Source organism: Paraconexibacter sp., assembly GCF_041602235.1.
Classification (GTDB): Bacteria; Actinomycetota; Thermoleophilia; order Solirubrobacterales; family Solirubrobacteraceae; genus Paraconexibacter.
In genome coordinates this window covers 19281-37313 of sequence record NZ_JBFIGP010000005.1, presented here as the reverse complement: position 1 = coordinate 37313, position 18033 = coordinate 19281, and the positions used below count along the sequence as shown (strand labels likewise).

The following is an 18033-nucleotide window of genomic DNA, read 5'->3' as shown; positions in this document are numbered from 1 at the left end:
GTGCGCAAGCTGCGCGACGCCGACGTGATCATCTACGGCGGCCTCCAGCTCGAAGGCAAGATGGGCGACCTCCTCGAGGACCTCGCGGAGCGCCAGACCACCGTGGCGATCACCAAGGACATCCTGCGGGAGGACCTGCTCGACCCGCCCGCCAACGTCGTGGGCGAGCAGTACGACCCCCACGTGTGGTTCGACGTCGAGAAGTGGATCGTGGCGGCCGGAACGGTCGCGGCGGCCCTGAAGGAGAAGGACCCCGAGCACGCGGCGACCTACGAGGCCAACCTGGCCCGCTACACGGCCGAGCTGCGGGAGACCGACGCCTACGTCGAGCAGCAGATCGCGAAGATCCCGAAGGACCGGCGCCTGCTCGTGACGTCGCACGACGCGTTCGAGTACTTCGGGAAGCGCTACGGGATGGAGGTCGCCGCGATCCAGGGGATCTCGACCGCGTCGGAGGCGACGACCTCCGACGTGCGGCGCGTCGCCGCGCTGCTCGCCGCCCGCAAGATCCCCGCCGCCTTCATCGAGTCGAGCGTCCCGCGCCAGACGATCGAGGCGGTGCTCGCGGCCGCCAAGAGCCGGGGGCACACCGCCCGTATCGGCGGCGAGCTGTACACCGACGCCGCCGGGGACGAGGGCACGGTCGAAGGGACGTACGTGGGCATGGTCCGCGCGAACGCCGACACGATCACCGAGGCGCTCTCACGATGAGCACGCACGCCGAGCCCACTCCCGTCGCGCCGCCACCGGCCCCGCTGGAGGTCCGCCGCCTGACCGTCTCCTACGGCGCGCGCCCCGTGTTGTGGGACGTCGACGCGCGGTTCCCGGACGGCGCCCTGTCGGCCATCGTCGGACCCAACGGGGCGGGCAAGTCCACGCTGCTGAAGGCCGCGCTGGGCCTGATCCCGTCCGACGCCGGTCAGTCGCTGATCGAGGGACGGCCCGTCAAGGCGGCCCGCGACAGGGTCGCCTACGTGCCGCAGCGCGACAGCGTCGACTGGGACTTCCCCATCACCGTGCGTGAGGTCGTCGAGATGGGTCGCTATCCGCAGACCGGGTGGTTCCGGCGCGTGGCCCGCCGCGAGGGCGCCCTCATCGACGAGTGCCTGCACCGCGTCGGCATGGCGGACTTCGCCGGCCGGCAGATCGGTCAGCTCTCGGGCGGGCAGCGTCAGCGGGTGTTCATCGCACGCGCCCTGGCCCAGCAGGCACCGGTGATGATGATGGACGAGCCGTTCGCCGGCGTGGATGCGCGAACCGAGGCGAGCATCCTCGGCCTGCTCGGGGAGCTCCGCGACGAGGGCCGGTCCATCATCGTCGTGCACCACGACCTCGGGACCGTGCGATCGGTGTTCGACCACGTCCTGCTCCTGAACGTCCGGGCGATCGCCAGCGGCCCCGTCGATGAGGTCCTGACCCCCGAGACGCTGCGCCGGGCCTACGGCGCGGCCACCGTGACCGCCGACGACGCGGAGGCGCTGTGGGCTGGCTGATCGACCTGCTGCCGCTCGACTACACCGACGCCGTCGTGGTCGTCGGCGCCACGCTGCTCGGGCTCACGGCCGGGGCGCTGGGCGTGTTCGCCGTGCTGCGCGAACGCAGCCTCGTCGGCGACGCCCTCGCCCACGCCGCGCTGCCCGGGGTCTGCATCGCGTTCCTCGCCACCGGGGCCAAGGACGCGAGCACGCTGCTCGTCGGCGCTGCGTTCGCCGGACTCGTCGGCGCGCTGCTCATGGTCGGGATCGAGCGCACGAGCCGGATCCGGCCCGACGCGGCGATCGGCGTCGTGCTGTCGAGCTTCTTCTCGCTGGGGATCGTGCTGCTCACCTACATCGCCAGCACCGACAACGCCAACCAGGCCGGCCTCGAGAAGTACCTCTTCGGGCAGGCCGCCGGACTGCTCGAACGCGACCTCGTCGTGATGGCGGCGCTCGCGGTCTGCTCGCTGACCCTCGTGACGCTCGCGTTCCGCCCGCTCAAGACCACGCTCTTCGACCCGAGCTTCGCCGGATCGGTCGGGCTTCCGGTCCGCGTCCTGGAGGTCCTGATGACGATGCTGCTGGTCGTCGCCGTCATCGTCGGCCTCCGCACCGTCGGAGCGATCCTCATGGTCGCGATGCTCGTCGCCCCCGCCGTCGCCGCGCGCCAGCTGGTGCACCGCCTCTCCCTCGTGATCCCGGTCGCTGCGCTGATCGGGGCCGCGGTCGGCGTCACGGGCGCGCTCATCTCCTCCCGGGGCGAGCTGCCCACGGGGCCGGTGATCGTCCTCGTCGCCGTGGGCTTCGTCGTGCTGTGCGTGTTGGCGGCCCCACACCGCGGCGTGCTGTGGCGGGCCCGCAAGCTCCGCGCCGCCCGACGCCGCACCCTGGCCGAGAGCGTGCTCGTGGACCTGGAGACCGCGATCCACGCCGGCCCACCGCCGACCGCGGTCGAGCTCGCGCAGGCGAGCGGCCGTCCGGCACGCGCGCTGCGCGCGGCGCTTCGCGATCTGGACCGGGCCGGCATGCTGGCCCGTGACGGCGACAGGCTCTACCTCTCCGAGCCCGGTGCTGCCGCCGCCCACGCGGTCCTCGAGCGCCGGGAGCTGTGGAGCGCGTGGCTCGAGCACGGCTGGCGGCTCGAGCTGCCCGACGCGCGGGAGCCGGACCCGACCGATCTCCGGGCGAGCCTCGGCGACGAGTACGCCGACCGCCTGAGCGCCCTGGCGGCGGGGGGTCGCTGATGAGCGACGACCTCGTGATCATCCTCACCGCCGGGCTCGTGGCCACGGCGGCGGGCCTGCTGGGGCCCTTCCTGATCCTGCGACGTGTCGCGCTGATGAGCGATGCCGTGTCGCACGCCGTCCTTCCCGGCATCGTGCTCGTGTACCTGCTGTTCGAGACGCGGGCGCCCCTACCGGTCATCGCGGGCGCCGGGCTGTTCGCGATCGTCTGCGTCCTGGCGATCGACGCCCTGCGCGGCACCGGGCTGGTCAAGAGCGACGCGGCGATCGCCCTCGTGTTCCCCGCCCTGTTCGCGCTGGGCGTGATCGGCGTGACGCGCTGGGCCAGCGGCGCGCATCTCGACCTCGACTCCACCATCTACGGCGAGATCGCGTTCGCCCCGTTCGACACCTGGACGCTCTTCGGCGCCGAGGTCGCCCGCTCGATCGTGATCATGGGCTCGGTGGCGGCGGTGAACCTGCTCCTGATCACGCTCACGTGGAAGGAGATGAAGGTCACGACCTTCGACCCCGAGTTCTCCCGCACGGTCGGCATCCCCCCGATCCTGCTCTCCCGGCTCCTCCTGGTGGCGGTCGCCATGACCGCGGTGACCGCCTTCGAGTCCGTCGGCGCGATCCTCGTCGTCACCATGCTGATCGTCCCGGCGGCGACCGCCTACCTGCTCACCGACCGCCTCTGGGTGATGGTCGCGACCACGGTGGCGATCGGCTGGGTCAGCGCGACCGGCGGCCACACGCTGGCGATCGAGGCCGACGCCTCCATCGCCGGGGCGATGGGCCTCGTCGCCGCGGGCTGCTTCACGATCGCGCTGTTCGCCTCGCCGCGCTACGGGCTGCTGGCCCGGTCCCTGCAACGGCGGCGCCGCCGCCGGGCGATGCGCACGGCGCTCGCGGCGCGCGGCTGACGACGCCCGGAGGACCCGCAGGTTCGCGTCAGCGACCCGCGGGGGCAGCGCCTTCCATCAGCGCCGCGCGCTCCGTGAGCTGGCGCTGGATGGAACCGCAGACCTGCTCGCACAGGTCGAACACCGACTGGTCGGCGACGGAGTACCAGACCGTGGTCCCCGACTTGCGGCGTTGCACCAGTCCGGCCTGCGACAGCACGGCGAGGTGCTTGGAGGCGTTCTGCTGGCTGGTGCCGAGGGCTTGCGCGGTGTGCGCCACGGACCGCTCGCCGTCCCGCAGCAGGTCCAGCGCGCGGATGCGCATCGGATCCCCGATCGCGCGCAGCCGCTGGGCGATCACCTCGGCGAGCTCGGCGGGGATGGGACTCGGGAGCGCCACGGCTCAGGCCTCCGCGTCGATCATGCAGGTCAGCCTGCGGTCGCGTTCCTGGACGTCGGCGAGCGCGGGTTCCACGCCCCCGGCCCTCGCATCGTCGAACGCCGAGCGCAGCGCCATCGCCGCCGTGATGTCGAAGCGCCCGGCGGCGTCGAGATGGACCACGAGCCGCCGCACGTCGGGCCGCGCCGCCAGCTCGGCGAGGATGCGCTCCTGCATCGCCTGGGCGACACCGAACCACAGGACTCCCGACGGTCGGACGTGGAGGGTGTCCCCCTCGACCCAGCAGCGGAGATCGACACGCAGCTCGCGCCAGAGATGCACGGCGATCGACAGCCCGACCCCCACCAGCACGCCCCGCTCGACGTGCGGCTCGAAGAGGATGGTCGCCGCGAACGTGGACGCCGCGACCAGGAACGCGGGCTTCGACCGCCGCCACAGCTCGGCGAACGGACCGAACTGCACCAGCGGGAGCACCGCGGAGATGACCACGGCACCGAGGATCGCCTTGGGCAGCGGCTCGAGCAGGAAGGCGACCGGCAGCACGGCGAGCACGACGAGACCCGTCACCGCCCCGCTCCAGCGGCTCTGGCCCCCGGCCAGGCGGTTCAGCGAACTGCGGGAGAAGGATCCGCCGACCGGGAAGCCGCCGCTCAGCCCCGCCGCCACGTTGGCGGCCCCCTGGCTCACGAACTCGCGGTCGGCGTCCCAGATGTCGCGGTCCTCGGCCGCGAACCGGCGCGCGATCGACGCGGGCTCGGCGAAGCCGACGATCGCGATGATCGTCCCCGGGATGAGCAGCGCCCCGATCTCCCCGTACGGCAGGTCGAGCGAGATCGGCGGGGCACCGACGGGGATCTCACCGACGACGACCCCGCCGTATCCGAGCAGCTCGCTGAGGACCACGGCCACGACGACGGCCACGAGCACACCGGGGAACAGCGGATGCCAGCGGCGGCCGGCGAAGACGAGCACGACCGTGCCCACGGCCATGAGCACCGCCGCGAGCTCGAACGTCCCTGGGTGTCCCAGCGCCCACAGCGCACGCTCCACCACGGCGCCGTCCGGCGGGTCCGATCCGGAGGCGTTGGGCACCTGCGAGGACATGATCAGGATCGCGGCCGCCGGGATGAAGCCGATCAGCATCGGCTGGGACATCAGGTAGGCGATCACCCCCGCCCCCGCGAGGCCGATGGCGATGCGCACCAGGCCGACGATCACCGCGAGGAGGAGCCCCAGCGCGACGTACTCGGCGCTGCCCGGGGCCGACTGGGTGCTCAGGGCGCCGAACGTCAGGAGGGCGGTGACCGCCACCGGGCCGGTCTGCAGGTAGCGCGAGGAGGCCAGCGGCGCCGCCACCAGCAGCGCGATCGTGGCCGCGTACAGCCCGCGCTCCGGCGGCATGCCCGCCAGCTCCGCGTACGCGAGCGACTGCGGGATCAGGACGAGCGCGACGGTGAACCCGGCGAGGAGGTCGGCCCGGGCGAACCTGCGCCCACGTGCCGGGGCGGGAGCCCGCGGGCGATCTGCGGTGTCCGCCATCGGACCGCTCAGCGCGTGGTGCTGACCTGGGCCTGGGGCGCGGCCCCCCAGACCGCCTCTGGAGACCAGTCCAGGATCTTGTGGAGCTCGCGGGCGTCGGGGTGCTCGCCGCGCTCCATCCGCTCGCGGGCGGCACGCGTGGCCTCGTCCTGGGGCAGGGCGTAGGCGTCCAGGACCGGCTTGACCGGACGGAACAGCCAGATCGGCCGGCGCAGATCCCCGGCGGCCGGCCGCGCGACCGACGTCCACTTGCGGTACACCTCGCGCGCCTTCTTGAAGTCCACGAAGATGTCCGCGTACCGGTCGTCCTCCCGCGCCGCGGTCACCCGCACCTTCTGGTGCCAGCAGTGCATCCCGCTGATCGGATCCGGGTGGACGGGGAAGGTGATGTTCTGGTGCACCCCTGCATCGTTCCACCACACCCGGCTGGAGCTCGGATCCTCCGACTCCCAGGGCTGGACGCCGTGGACCTGACGGAACAGCACCGTGTCCTGCGCCTCCTCCATCGTCACGAGGGCCGAGGACCACCGCGCCATCCCCTCGGTCTCCGCCAGGCGCCAGCGGCCCATGTGATGGGACGCGGCCACGATCCCGGGCCGGATGCCCTCGGTGACCATCGCCTTGATGACGAAGAAGCCGATCTCGGTCTCGACCCGCGCGAGGCCCCCGTCCTGCACGCCGATGCGCTCGGCGTCCTGCGGGCAGACCAGGAGCGGGTGGGTGTGCGACAGCTCGTTGAGGAACTTCGCGTTGCCCGACCGTGAATGGATCATCGTCGGCAGCCGGTAGGTCGGCATCAGGACGTACTCACCGCGCTCGTGGTCGATCAGCGAGTGGTGGACGTGCGTGCGCGCGTAGGTCGGCGTGGCGACCTCCGGCCAGCCCCACTCGGCCAGGTCGGGCTGGAACAGCTCGAGCTTGCGCGAGACGGTGTTGAACCCCTTGCGGGCGACGCCGTCGACCATCACGGCGACACGGTCGCCCCGCCCGGTCAGCGGCATGTGCGTCGGGCTCATCTCCGGAAGCGTCACGGTCTCCTCGAGCCCCTGGACGGTCGCGCCCTCGGGGGTTGCGACCTCCTCCTCGTGCTGGGCGTAGTCGTCCCGCGAGACCTCCACCGCACCGAACCGCCGCATGTACTCCAGCGGCTCCATCCCCTGCGCCTGCGCCTTCTCCGGCAGGCCGGGGACGGAGTTCTCGAACATCCACCGGTAGTACTCCTCCAGGCGGATCTTCTCGCCCGGCCGGTAGGGGGACTCGTAGTACTGGCGGATGCCCAGCGACCCGTCCGGGTCCGCGCGCCAGGACAGCTCGATCCAGAACTCCCCCTCCTCCCAGACCTCGCCCGGGTTGGCCTCGTAGGTGAACTCCACCTCGTGACCGAGGCGCTCCATCGCGACGCGCTGCACCGGCTGGCGGAACCCCAGCCAGCGGCCGGAGTGCGTCTCGTAGGAGTGCGTGTCGTGACGCTCGGGCCCGTGGCCCATGGGGAGCACGTAGTCCGACCACCAGGCGGTCTCCGACCAGGTCGGTGTCAGCGCGCCGTGGAGTCCCACCCGCTGCTCGTCGCGCAGGGCCCGCATCCACGAGTAGCCGTCGGGGTACGTCCAGATCGGGTTGAGGACACGGGTGAGCAGGACCGGCTGCGTGAACCGGTCGTCGAGCAGCATGTGCGGGTACAGGATGCTCATCTCGTTGTGCGCCAGCGGGTACTCGCGCGGCCAGTTGCGCTCGTTCCACTGGGTGTTGGACGTCGGCTTCTTCCACGGCGCCGGGATGAACTTGTTCCACGCGTTGGGGGACGTGCCGCCGACCGCGCCGACCGATCCGGTCAGGACGTTGAGGAGCATCACCGCGCGGGTCACCAGCCAGCCGTGCAGGTTGCCGGCCGCCGCCGCACGCCAGATGTGTGAGGTGAACGCCGGCGAGGCCTCCGCGATCTCCCGCGCGACCTGGACGAGCGTCTGGGCCGGGATGCCCGTCTCCTGCTCGGCGAACCGCGGCGTGTACTGCTCGTACTCCTTCTTGAGCGCGACGATGAAGTTGTCGAACGTCAGCTCGGCGGCCGGGTCGGCCTGCTGCAGGTAGGTGCGCCAGTTGACCCAGCGCCGGACGAAGTCCTTGTCGTAGAGGTCCTCGTCGAGCAGGATCTTCGCGATCGCCAGCAGCGCCGCGCCCTCGGTCCCCGGCCAGGCGGGCAGCCAGTAGTCGGCCATCGACGCCGTGTTCGACAGGCGCGGATCGATGACCGCGATCTTCGCCCCGCGGTGCTTGCCCTCGATGATCCGCTGGGCGTGCGGGTTGAAGTAGTGGCCGGCCTCCAGGTGGGAGGAGATCAGCAGCGCGAACTTGGTGTTGGCGTAGTCGGGCGAGGGCCGATCGGTCCCCGACCAGAACCCGAAGCCCGCGCGCCCGCCGGAGGAGCAGACGTTGGTGTGCGAGTTGTGGCCGTCGCAGTTCCACGTCTCCAGGAACCGGTCCGCGAAGCCGTCCTCCCCCGGGCGGCCGACGAAGTACATGACGTCGTTGGGACGGTCGGCCGAGAACGCCGCGTTGAGCTGCTCGGCGAACGTGTCGAGCACGTGGTCCCAGCTCACGCGCTCCCAGCCGCCTCCGCCGCGCGGTCCCTTGCGGCGCAGCGGGTGGAGGATCCGCTCGGGGTCCTTGATCTGGTTGATGGTCGCGGGCCCCTTGGCGCAGTTGCGGCCGCGGGACCCGGGATGGTGCGGGTTGCCCTCGAGCTTGTGGACCTCGAAGGTCTCCTTGTCGACGTAGGCGGTGAGCCCGCACGCGGACTCGCAGTTGAAGCAGACCGTGGGCACGATCATGTACTCGCGCTGGACCCTCCGGGGCCAGGCCTGCGGGTCGTTGGCCTTCCACGCGTCCCACTGATCGTGCGGCGGGTAGGTCTCGAACCGCTTGTCCTGCGCGCCGTACCCGGTCGGCCGCCGTGCCCCCTTGCGCTCGATGCCACCCATGGGTTCTCCTCGTGTCCTCTCAGCTCAGCGGAACGCTCTGCCCGGCACGGACCCACGCGTCCTCGTACAACCACAGTCCGACCAGGGCCACGACCCCGCCACCGGCCAGCAGCGCGCTCGGCGCCCCCGCCAGCACCGCGGCGGCGACGGCCGCAGGAACGAGCGCCCCGAGCAGCAGCCCGGCCCGGAACGGTCGCGCGTAGAGATCGCGGCGCAGGTTCTTCGCCGCGCGCTCCGCCTGCCGCGTCGGGTGCCGGCCGTAGGCGTCCAGGAGCGCGATCGCACCGCTGAGCGCCGCCGCGAGCCCGAGCGACCAGGCGAGCGCGTCCTCGATGTCGGCCGACACGTCGAAGAACAGCGCGGCGACCGCGAGCGTCCCGGCCCCGGCCAGCAGCGCGTTGACGATCGTGTGCGGCAGCAGCAGCGGGCTCTGCCACAGGTCGCGGCCCTCGCACTGGTTGAACAGCAGCGCGGTGTACCCGGCCAGGGCCGCGCCGGCCGGGACCATCGCCCAGCGCAGCGCGTCGCGCAGCCCGTCGAGATCGAGGATCGCGGCCACGGTGAAGACGAGCGCGACGATCGCGGCGAGGTTGATGACCTGCGCCCCGAGCGCCAGCCACGACCGCCGCTGCGGCTTGGTGAACAGGTAGTAGAACCGGGTCGGCTGCTTGAGGTCCCACACGAGGAACAGCCCGGTCACGGCGATCCCGGCGAGGGCCACGGCGCCCGGCACGACGTCGGCGAGCGCCGAGCCGTCCGCGCCGACCACCAGCAGCAGGACGGCGAGCATCATCGCGCCGGCCGCGACGCCCTTGGAGAGGAAGTAGCTGGAGACCTTCCATCCCCACGGCGGCGGGTGGGCGATGTCGGAGACGGTCGTCGCGGTTCCCTCGTCCTTCAGCGGCCGCAGCTTCTCCCGCTGGGAGTCCGGGATCTGCGACAGGTACTCCCTGCCCTGCGCGATCGCCAGGGGATCGATCGCCGCGTCGTGCACTCCGAGGTAGAACACCTGCGGCCGCGTGCCCTGCTCGGGCGCGCGCACGCGCGAGGGCACCGTGTCGATCAGCCGCGAGACCTCCGAGTCGGGGTCGTCGAGGTCGCCGCTGGTGATCGCCTGCGTCGGGCACACGATCTCGCACGAGGGCTTCAGCCCCTCGTCGAGCCGGTGCGCGCAGAAGTTGCACTTGGCCGCGGTCTGGGTCTGCGGATCGATGTACAGCGCGTCGTACGGGCAGGCGTTCATGCACGCCTTGCAGCCGATGCAGCGGTCGCTGTCGAAGTCGACGACCCCGTCCTCACGCTTGAAGAGCGCCTTGGTCGGGCAGATCGCCACGCACGGCGCGTCCTCGCAGTGGTTGCAGCGCATCACCGAGAAGTTGCGCTTGACGTCCGGGAAGGTCCCGGTCTCGACGTACTTCACCCAGGTCCGGAAGACCCCGAGCTCGACGCCGTGCTCCTGCTTGCAGGCGACCGTGCAGGCGTGACAGCCGATGCACGACCGCTGGTCGAGGACGAACCCGATCTTGGTCACGTCGCTGCGACCGCCCGCTCCTGCTCCGTCGGATGGCCTGCCCTGCTCCACGCCGGCACACCGCCGTCGACCACGTGGATGACGTCGGTGGCGCCGTAGCGCCCCAGGAGGCTGGCCGCGACCGCCGCGCGCTGCCCGGAGGCGCAGATCACCGCGATCGCCCTCGTCGGGTCGATCCCGTCGGGGATGCCCTCGATGTCGTGGTAGGTGGTCAGCACCGACCCCGGGATGTGGCAGGCCGCGTACTCGCTCTGCGTGCGGACGTCGAGGATCTGGACCGGATCGTCGCCGGACTGGCGCCGCGCCAGGTCGGCGACCTCCATCCGCTCGACGCGGTCGACCGGGCGGCGCTCCTGCCGCCACGAGGTCATGCCCCCGTGCAGGTACCCGGCGAGGCGGCGCATCCCGACGGCGAGCGCGAGCCTGCCGGCCTCTCGCGCGTCGTCGTCGTCGCGGCCGATGAAGACGATCGGCTTCTCGCGGTCGGCGATCCAGGCGAGCTTGGACCCGAACCCGGCGATGTGTCGGGGGATGCACACCGCCCCGGGGATGTGCGCCTCGTCGAACTGCAGGTCGGTGCGGACGTCGACGAGCAGTGCGCCCTCCGCCCGGTGCTGCTCGACCTGCCGCGGGGCGAGGGGCAGCATCTCGACACCGTCGGTGAGCAGCGGGCCGCGGTTGAGCGCGACGATCGCCTGGAAGTTCGGCGGCTGCTCGCCGAGCTTGGCGAGCGCCTGCTCGACGAACTCGTCCTCGTCGCGGATCGCGAGGATCGGGTTGTGCTTGCGCTCGTACCCGATCGTGGAGGACACCTTCATGTCCATCCCGGGACCGCCGCACATCGACCCGCCGAGGTGGCCGGGCCACACCTCGACGTCGTCCTCGAGGCCGAGGATCTTGTCGTGCAGCGACCGGAAGATGCCGCGTGCGCCCTCGGACTTCTCGATCGCGAGATCGGGTCGGGCCACGTCACCGACGAACAGCGTGTCCCCGCTGAGGACGGCCCACGGCTCGGGACCGCGCCGGGTGTCGATCAGCGCGAAGGCGGTGTGTTCCGGGCGGTGCCCCGGCGTGTGGAGCGCGCGGATCTTGACGCATCCGACCTGGAGCTCCCAGCCGTCGTCGAACGGCTCGTGGTCGTAGTCGGGCTCCGCGTCGCGGTGGACGTGGATCGTTGCCCCGGTCGCCGACGCGAGCCGACCGTGACCGCTGACGTGGTCGGCGTGGTTGTGGGTCTCCAGGATGTGCTCGATCGACACGCCCATGTAGCGCGCGAGCTCGAGGTACTCGTCGATCTCGAACCGCGGATCGACGACGGCGGCGACACCGGCGTTCTCGTCGCCGACGAGGTAGGACGCACAGCCGAGATCGTCGTGGATGACCTGCCGGAAGATCATGCAGCTCCCTTCGTACGTCGTTCAGCCCTGGGCAGCCGCCACCCTCATGGCGCGGCCCTGACCCGCATCCTCTCGCCTGTTCGACCATACGGGCAAATGCTCAAGAGTGTCAAGGTGCCGCGGATGCGACGCGGCTCAGGACGCGTCACGGACGCTGACGACGACCAGGACCAGCGCCGCCGCGCCCGTGAGCGCGATGCTGACGACCAGTGTGCGGACGTCCCGCGCGATCGCCGCCAGGTCGGACACCACCGGCCGTCGGCCTGCGCGACGGCTGACCGCGACCCCGACCACCACGCCGCCGAGCGCGGCGAACGCGGCGAGGACCGCGGCCGGTGAGCCCTCCAGCACGCCGGCGCGGAGGCTGAGCGCCGCGGTGGCCATGAGCGCGAGGCCGGTCCGTCCCCAGGCCAGCACCGTCCGCTCGCGGGCGAGCGACGGATGGTTGTGGCTGTCGGGGCTCACCTCAGATGCCGAACGTGTCGACGAGCACGACGGTCACGGCCAGCGCGCCGATCGCCACGACCCCGAGGACGAGCACCGCGTGCACGCCGGACTCCGGGAGCGGGCGTCCGAGCCGCATCGCCTGCTCGGCCCGCCGCCAGCGCCCGAGGCTGGTGACGCTCAGGGCGACGCCGAGCCCGACCATCCCGACGGCGAGCGCCGCGACGAGGCCGCGCGACCCGATGTCCAGCAGCTGCGCGGCGGCCAGTCCGGCCACGATCAGCGCCAGCGCCGTGCGGTTCCAGGCCAGCAGCGTGCGCTCGTTGGCCATCGTGAAGCGGGGGTCGGGCGGCTCCCCGAGCTCGTCGAGCGCGGGGCCGCGGTCGCGGCGTGTCATGGCGTCGATCATCGCTCACCGGCGGGATCGGGCAGCTCCACGTAGACGACACCGGACTCGACGACCGTCGCGAAGCTCGCCAGGCCGAGGTCGGCAGGGCCACGCACCCGCTCCCCGTCGCTGACGCGGAACTGACTGCCGTGCCGTGGACAGGTGACGACGTCCCCCTCGACCTCACCGTGGCACAGGTCGGCGCCGGCGTGCGGGCAGCGGGCGCTCACCGCGTGCACCGCGTTGCCGACGTGGAACAGCGCGATGTCCCCGACGGGCGTGTCCACGAGCAGCCCCACGAACCCCAGCCGTCCCGCCACGTCGCGGTAGTCCAGTGCGCGCAGGCGCCGTGCCGCCCGGGCCCCCGAGAGGCGGTCGGTGATCACCCGCTCCAGCTCGCGGTCCGCGCGGCCCCGGGTGGTGACGCCGTCGGCCCCCGCCGACTCCGCCGCCGCCCAGACCTGCGGCTCCGGCGTCGAGAGGTAGCCGACGATGGCCAGGTCCGGCCGGGCCTGGCGCCACACCGCGATCGTCTCCACCGCCCCCTCGAGCTCGAGCTCGACCAGCAGCCCGACGGGTTCTCCTCCCGCCTGCTGCCCGGGCGGCGCGGTGACCAGCAGGGCCTGCGCGCCCAGCCGCGCGGCGACCTTCTGCGCCCGCCGCTCGACGAGCTCGTCGCGCGTGCGCAGCAGCAGCGCCCGGGGTTGTGGATCGCCGGGCACGGCCCTAGTCCGCGCAGCGCATGCAGGAGATCTCGTCGCGCTCGATGACCTCGCGGAAGTGCGGGAAGGCCTCCACCCCGGTGACCAGGTCGCCGCGCTCGTCGTCGAGGCGGTCCGGTTCGATGCGGGCCAGCCACCCCGCGCCGTACGGGTCGCGGTTGGCGATCAGGCCATCGGCGGCGAAGCCCTCGGCGTTCGTGGCGACGAGCGTGCCGGACAGCGGCGCCGGGAACGGACCGACCCACTTCGCGCTCTCGATCACCGCGACGGTACGACCGCGCGCGATCCGGCGACCGAGCGCCTTGAAGGTGATCGACACGATCTTGCCGCACCGCGTCTGCGCGATGTCGGTCATACCCAGGAGGGCCGTCCCGTCCTCCTCGAGCCGAACCCAGCAGTCGTAGTCGAGGTGGTAGAGGTACTCCTCCGGGACGGCGCAGCCGGCGTGGACGAGCACCTGACCTAGTCGCCACCTTCGTCGTCGCAGACGATGCCCTCGGCCTCGAGGAACGCCTCGTAGGCGGCCACGCCTTCCCGGCCGGTCTCGAGGTCCACGGAGTCCGTGTCCCAGTCGTCCGGGGCGATCTTGGCGATCCACCCGTCACCGTAGGGCGAGCGGTTCAGGAGCGTCGGATCGGACTTCAGCGCGTCGTTGGTCTCGACGATCTCCCCCGCGACGGGCACCGGGACCGGGCCGACCCACTTCGAGCTCTCGACCGTGCCCACGCTCTTGCCCTTGGCCAGCTTCTTGCCCGTCTTCTTCACGGTGACGGAGATGATCGACCTCGCCATGTTCTGAGCCACGTCGGTCAGGCCGACGACGACGAGATCGCCCTCACGGCGAGCCCAGACGTGCTTGTCGATCAGGTAGTAGAGGTCCTCGGGGATGTCACAGCCGCGAACCGCGCTCATCGGTCCTCCTTGTCGGGCTTCCAGGTCTTGACGTCGACGCCGCCGACACGGTCCAGCGGTCCCGGCGTCGGGGCGGGCATGCCCGGCGGCAGCGGGACGACGCCGTCCCCGGGACGGCCGCGACCACCGCCCGGGCCCGCGGCGGGGAACGGCGCACCGGGCTGTGCCTCGGCCGCCGCGGCCTCGGGGGCGTGTTCGGCCTCGACGTGACAGAGCAGCATGTCGAACGCGACGAGGCGGATCTCGTCGGCGAACACCCTCAGGAACTCCGGATCGCTGCCGCGGGGCTTGACGCGATGCATGTGCGCGTCGCCGCACACGGGGCAGGTGACCTCGTAGCGCATGCGGCCGGTGTCGTCCATCCAGGTCCGGACGTGGTCGGCGTGATCGTCCACGAGGTGGGCGTGCACCTGCGAGCGCGGTCCGTCGAAGCTGCACAGCGGGCAGCGCATCACTCGGACCGCCTGCGCGCCCGTAGCCAGTCCGACACGTCGTCGGCGAGCTCCGAGACCACCTGGTCCAGCGCGCGGCCCGCCCCCGTGGCGACCACGGTGTCGGCCTGGAGGTCCCGTGCGACCAGACCGAGCTGGAGCAGCTCGTACACCCGCTCGAGCACCGCGAGCCGGGGAAGCCCGGTGGCTGCCGTCAGCTCCTCGATCGGCGTGCCGTCGCCGACCGCCGCGTGGAGTATCCGGCCGCCCAGGGGATCCGTCGCGGCGTGCAGCGCTCGCCCCACGAAGTCGCCGGCCACGGCGCGCTCCTCTCCGTCGCGCAGCACCGGGGGCGGGACGGTGTCGTGCTCGGCGAAGCTGAAGTCGGCGAGCCTGTCGGCGGCCGCCGCCGCATCGCGCAGCCGTGCCGCGAGACCACGGGCCACCTCGGGCGGGAGCGATGAGGCGAGCTCCCTGCTCATGACGTCTCCGCCTGCGCCGGATCGGAGGGGGCGGCGCCGACGGCGACCGGCTCCGGTCGCACGAGCGCGCGCTCGAGCAGCGTGGTGATCTCGATCACCTCGAACGGCGCCCCCACGGTCTTGGCCGCGTCGGAGTACATCGCGAGGTCCTTGGGACAGGCGACGACGAAGTAGTCGAGCTCGCCGAGGCCCATGGCCTCCTTGATGCGCTGCTCGCTCGGACGCTCGGTGAGCTTCGAGTCGTCCATCCAGATGCGGCCGCCGCCGGCCCCGCAGCAGAACGTGTTGGCCCCGTTGCGCGGCATCTCGACCAGGTGCGCCCCCGACGCGGCCAGGAGCTTCCTCGGGGCGTCGGTCACGCCGTTGTACCGGGCGAGGTAGCAGGGGTCGTGGTAGGTGACGCGGGCGCCCGTGGGCCGGTCGACCTGCAGCGCTCCCTCGTCGAGCAGGCGCACGAGCAGCTCCGTGTAGTGCTCGACCGGGCGCATGTCCCCGAACTCCGGGTACTCGTTGCGCAGCGTGTTGAGGGAGTGCGGGTCGGTGGTGAAGATCGACCGGAACTCCGCGCTCTCGAAGGCGGCGAGGTTCTGCTCGACGAGCAGCTCGAACAGCCCTTCCTCCCCGACGCGCCGCACGTCGTTGCCGGCGTTGCGCTCCCCGTCGTGGAGCAGGCCGAACGAGATCCCGGCCTCGTGGAGGATCGTGGCGACCCGGCGTGATGCCTCCTGCGAGCGCTCGTCGAACGACGCGAAGTCGCCGACGAACCAGAGGTACTCGACGGGCTCCTTGCGGGCGTCCGGGATCTTGAAGTCCAGGCCCTTGGTCCAGCGCGCGCGCATGCGCGAGGACTTGCCGTGGGAGTTGCCCTGCTGCGCGAAGTTCTGCAGCGTCTGCTGCAGCATCGGTTCGACGTCGCCGCCGTCCACGAGCTGGCGGCGCATCCCGACGATCGTGGGCACGTGCTCGATGCCCACCGGGCAGACCTCCACGCAGGCCATGCACGTGGTGCACGCCCACAACGTCTGCGACGGGATCACCCCGCCCGCGACCGGGGTCCCCTGCGGCGCACGCGGCCCGTCGGCCTCGGGCCGGGCCTCGCGGTCGAGGACCGCCGGGATGCCCTCGCTGCTGTCGACCCACTGGCGCAGGTCGAGGATGAGGTCCCGCGGCGACAGCGGCGCCCCGGAGGCCTTGGCCGGGCAGACCTGGTGGCAGCGACCGCACTTCGTGCAGGCGTCGAGGCTCAGCAGCTCCTTCCACGTGAGGTCCTCGAGGGCGAGGATCCCCGGGTTGGGCATCGTCGGCGGCGATCCGTTGCCGGAGGCGGGCGCCGGGGCCGGCCGCGGGAGCCTGCGCGCGGAGGTCGGGTCGGTGAACGCGAGGTTCGCGAAGTCCAGCACGAGGTGCATCGCCTTGGTGAACGGGATCAGCGCCACGAACCCCAGGGCCATCACCGCGTGCACCCACCAGTTGACGTGCTGGAGGTCGCTCGCCGTCGCCGCGCCGAGTCCGACGCCTTCGATGCCCTTCGCGATCGTGTAGCCGACCGGAGACCACTCCTCGAAGTCCGGGAAGCCGTTGGCCCGGATCCGCAGCCCCTCGCCGAGGAACCCGGTCAGGCCGAGCCCGAGCAGCAGGCCCACGAACAGCCAGTCGCCACGGCGCATGCCGCCGCGGTCGTACCCGTGCTCCGGCTCCTGGGCGCGGGTGTAGTCCAGGGTCGGCGGCTTGCTGCGCCTGCGCACCCCCAGGGTGATCACCCCGGCCACGAACGCCAGCCCCAGGATGTCGAGCAGGACCGAGTAGGTGAGGTAGAACGGACCCTTGAAGAAGGAGGCGTCCTCGCCCCAGAACAGGCGCACGAACTCGGTGTCGATCGCCAGGATCGTGGTGCCGATCAGCAGCGCGGTGAAGCCCCACATCACGGCCCCGTGGGCCACGCCCACGATGCCGTTGCGCTTGCCGCGCGACACGGTGGCCTGCGCGTAGATCCGGGAGACGGCCCGGACGATCCGGCGCGGCAGGTGATCGAAGCGGTACGCGGGCCGGCCCCTGCGGTACTTGCGCACGCGGCGGCCGAAGCCGCCGAGGAACACGAGCGTCGAGATCAGCGCCAACCCGTAGAAGAGCCCCTTCTCCCAGGTGGCGACGTTCTCGAAGACCTCGCGTGTCTCCTCGGCGGCGGCCAGCACGAACATTCCGGGCTCCGTGATCACGCGGCCGAAGCGGCGGCCTCGAGCGCCTCGGTCAGCGCCGGGACCACGTCGAACAGGTCCTCGGTCGTCCCGAAGTGGGCGACGTCGAAGATCGGCGCGTTCTCGTCGGTGTTGATCGCGATGATCAGGTCGGCATCCCGCATGCCCTCGAGGTGCTCGGGGGCCCCGGAGATGCCGCACGCGATGTAGAGCTTGGGCTTCACCTTGCGGCCCGACTTGCCGACCTGCCGGGTCTTCGGCAGCCAGCCCGCGTCCGCCACCGGGCGCGACGCGCTGACCACGCCGCCGAGCGCACCGGCGAGATCCTCGGCCAGTTCGATGTTCTCGTCGCCGCCGATGCCGCGGCCCACGGAGATGAGGATGTCCTGGGCGGTGATGTCGACGTCGCTGGTCTCGGGCTCCACACGGGCCAGGAACCGCATGCGCAGGTTGCCGAGCCCGTCGGGTGCGCCGACGCTCTCCACGGTCGCGCCGCCGGCACCCTCCGCGGGCGGGAACGCCCCGGCGACCACCGACGCGATGCCACCCGGCATCTCGACCTCGGCGTGCAGCTTGCCCCCGAAGACCTGGTTGGTGGCGACCACGACGTCGCCCTCGACCTCCAGCCCGATGCAGTACGCCGCCAGCGGCGCCGAGGTGCGGGCCGACAGGGAGCCGGCCAGGTCCATGCCGACCGTGGTGTTGGCGACCAGCGTGAGCCGCGGGTCGCGGTCGGCCATGAGGCCGGCCATCGCGAGGACGTACGCCTCCGGCAGGAAGTGCGCGAACGCCTCGTGCTCGACCGACAGCACGCGGTCGGCGGGCAGGCCGGACGCGAGCGACGCGGCCGAGCCGTCGTGCAGGAGCACGGCGAGCGCCTCCCCACCGGTGGCTGCCGCCAGCTCCCGCGCCTTGCCCAGCAGTTCGGCGGCGGAGTCGTGGACCGCTCCCGCGTGGTGCTCGACGAGCACAAGGATGTCGTTGCCCATGATCGTGTTCCTCCTCGGT

The 18033-nt window shown here is 72.0% G+C and carries 18 protein-coding genes; 4 read left to right on the top strand and 14 right to left on the bottom strand.

Features of this window, described 5'->3' with window-relative positions:
- The 4 genes from ABYE80_RS00920 to ABYE80_RS00905 all read left to right on the top strand — a co-directional run.
- A partial coding sequence (locus tag ABYE80_RS00920) for a metal ABC transporter solute-binding protein, Zn/Mn family (RefSeq protein WP_372787940.1) occupies positions 1-711 on the top strand: 711 nt, incomplete at its 5' end.
- Positions 708-1493: a metal ABC transporter ATP-binding protein gene (locus ABYE80_RS00915; protein WP_372787938.1), complete on the top strand. Its 786-nt coding sequence runs from the start codon at positions 708-710 to the stop codon at positions 1491-1493. The genes ABYE80_RS00920 and ABYE80_RS00915, both read left to right, overlap by 4 nt.
- Positions 1481-2722, top strand: coding sequence for an iron chelate uptake ABC transporter family permease subunit (locus tag ABYE80_RS00910; RefSeq protein WP_372787937.1), 1242 nt, complete (start codon positions 1481-1483; stop codon positions 2720-2722). Before ABYE80_RS00915 ends, ABYE80_RS00910 begins: the two co-directional genes overlap by 13 nt.
- On the top strand, positions 2722-3627 hold the full coding sequence (locus ABYE80_RS00905) for a metal ABC transporter permease (RefSeq protein ID WP_372787936.1): 906 nt from the start codon (positions 2722-2724) through the stop codon (positions 3625-3627). Before ABYE80_RS00910 ends, ABYE80_RS00905 begins: the two co-directional genes overlap by 1 nt.
- A 28-nt stretch (positions 3628-3655) precedes the next feature.
- Here ABYE80_RS00905 and ABYE80_RS00900 read toward each other — a convergent pair whose 3' ends face one another.
- The 14 genes from ABYE80_RS00900 to ABYE80_RS00835 form a co-directional block, all read right to left on the bottom strand.
- Entirely contained in the window at positions 3656-4006 is a 351-nt protein-coding gene (locus ABYE80_RS00900) for an ArsR/SmtB family transcription factor (protein WP_372787934.1), read from the bottom strand.
- 3 nt (positions 4007-4009) lie between these two features.
- Positions 4010-5545: a SulP family inorganic anion transporter gene (locus ABYE80_RS00895; protein WP_372787932.1), complete on the bottom strand. Its 1536-nt coding sequence runs from the start codon at positions 5543-5545 to the stop codon at positions 4010-4012.
- Between the two features lie 8 nt (positions 5546-5553).
- Positions 5554-8523 (bottom strand): molybdopterin-dependent oxidoreductase, encoded by a 2970-nt coding sequence (locus ABYE80_RS00890; protein WP_372787931.1) that lies wholly within the window; start codon positions 8521-8523, stop codon positions 5554-5556.
- 19 nt (positions 8524-8542) lie between these two features.
- Positions 8543-10054: a 4Fe-4S dicluster domain-containing protein gene (locus tag ABYE80_RS00885; protein WP_372787929.1), complete on the bottom strand. Its 1512-nt coding sequence runs from the start codon at positions 10052-10054 to the stop codon at positions 8543-8545.
- Positions 10051-11451 (bottom strand): rhodanese-like domain-containing protein, encoded by a 1401-nt coding sequence (locus tag ABYE80_RS00880; protein WP_372787928.1) that lies wholly within the window; start codon positions 11449-11451, stop codon positions 10051-10053. Before ABYE80_RS00880 ends, ABYE80_RS00885 begins: the two co-directional genes overlap by 4 nt.
- A 135-nt stretch (positions 11452-11586) precedes the next feature.
- Positions 11587-11916, bottom strand: a complete 330-nt coding sequence (locus ABYE80_RS00875) for a DUF202 domain-containing protein (protein ID WP_372787926.1) — start codon at positions 11914-11916, stop codon at positions 11587-11589.
- Between the two features lies 1 nt (position 11917).
- Complete coding sequence (locus ABYE80_RS00870; RefSeq protein WP_372787925.1) at positions 11918-12292, bottom strand: YidH family protein; 375 nt, start codon at positions 12290-12292, stop codon at positions 11918-11920.
- An 8-nt stretch (positions 12293-12300) separates the two neighbouring features.
- Positions 12301-13005 carry a Rieske (2Fe-2S) protein gene (locus ABYE80_RS00865; RefSeq protein ID WP_372787924.1) on the bottom strand — a complete coding sequence of 235 codons (705 nt, stop codon included), beginning with the start codon at positions 13003-13005 and terminating at the stop codon, positions 12301-12303.
- 4 nt (positions 13006-13009) lie between these two features.
- A complete protein-coding gene (locus tag ABYE80_RS00860; RefSeq protein ID WP_372787922.1) occupies positions 13010-13462 on the bottom strand; it encodes a glycine cleavage system protein H in 453 nt (150 codons plus the stop codon).
- Between the two features lie 5 nt (positions 13463-13467).
- Positions 13468-13917 carry a glycine cleavage system protein GcvH gene (gene gcvH / locus ABYE80_RS00855; protein ID WP_372787921.1) on the bottom strand — a complete coding sequence of 150 codons (450 nt, stop codon included), beginning with the start codon at positions 13915-13917 and terminating at the stop codon, positions 13468-13470.
- Positions 13914-14369 carry a hypothetical protein gene (locus tag ABYE80_RS00850; RefSeq protein ID WP_372787919.1) on the bottom strand — a complete coding sequence of 152 codons (456 nt, stop codon included), beginning with the start codon at positions 14367-14369 and terminating at the stop codon, positions 13914-13916. Before ABYE80_RS00850 ends, gcvH begins: the two co-directional genes overlap by 4 nt.
- Positions 14369-14830 (bottom strand): hypothetical protein, encoded by a 462-nt coding sequence (locus tag ABYE80_RS00845; protein WP_372787918.1) that lies wholly within the window; start codon positions 14828-14830, stop codon positions 14369-14371. The genes ABYE80_RS00850 and ABYE80_RS00845 overlap by 1 nt, the downstream gene beginning before the upstream one ends.
- Complete coding sequence (locus ABYE80_RS00840; RefSeq protein WP_372787916.1) at positions 14827-17046, bottom strand: (Fe-S)-binding protein; 2220 nt, start codon at positions 17044-17046, stop codon at positions 14827-14829. The genes ABYE80_RS00845 and ABYE80_RS00840 overlap by 4 nt, the downstream gene beginning before the upstream one ends.
- Entirely contained in the window at positions 17043-18014 is a 972-nt protein-coding gene (locus ABYE80_RS00835) for an electron transfer flavoprotein subunit alpha/FixB family protein (protein ID WP_372787915.1), read from the bottom strand. Before ABYE80_RS00835 ends, ABYE80_RS00840 begins: the two co-directional genes overlap by 4 nt.
- Between the last annotated feature and the right edge of the window lie 19 nt (positions 18015-18033).

Coding starts and splice junctions, on each gene's coding strand:
- ABYE80_RS00915 (WP_372787938.1), top strand. CDS start 708: ATGAGCACGCACGCCGAGCCCACTCCCGTCGCGCCGCCACCGGCCCCG.
- ABYE80_RS00905 (WP_372787936.1), top strand. CDS start 2,722: ATGAGCGACGACCTCGTGATCATCCTCACCGCCGGGCTCGTGGCCACG.
- ABYE80_RS00895 (WP_372787932.1), bottom strand. CDS start 5,545: ATGGCGGACACCGCAGATCGCCCGCGGGCTCCCGCCCCGGCACGTGGG.
- ABYE80_RS00890 (WP_372787931.1), bottom strand. CDS start 8,523: ATGGGTGGCATCGAGCGCAAGGGGGCACGGCGGCCGACCGGGTACGGC.
- ABYE80_RS00880 (WP_372787928.1), bottom strand. CDS start 11,451: ATGATCTTCCGGCAGGTCATCCACGACGATCTCGGCTGTGCGTCCTAC.
- ABYE80_RS00870 (WP_372787925.1), bottom strand. CDS start 12,292: ATGACACGCCGCGACCGCGGCCCCGCGCTCGACGAGCTCGGGGAGCCG.
- gcvH (WP_372787921.1), bottom strand. CDS start 13,917: ATGAGCGCGGTTCGCGGCTGTGACATCCCCGAGGACCTCTACTACCTG.
- ABYE80_RS00850 (WP_372787919.1), bottom strand. CDS start 14,369: ATGCGCTGCCCGCTGTGCAGCTTCGACGGACCGCGCTCGCAGGTGCAC.
- ABYE80_RS00845 (WP_372787918.1), bottom strand. CDS start 14,830: ATGAGCAGGGAGCTCGCCTCATCGCTCCCGCCCGAGGTGGCCCGTGGT.
- ABYE80_RS00835 (WP_372787915.1), bottom strand. CDS start 18,014: ATGGGCAACGACATCCTTGTGCTCGTCGAGCACCACGCGGGAGCGGTC.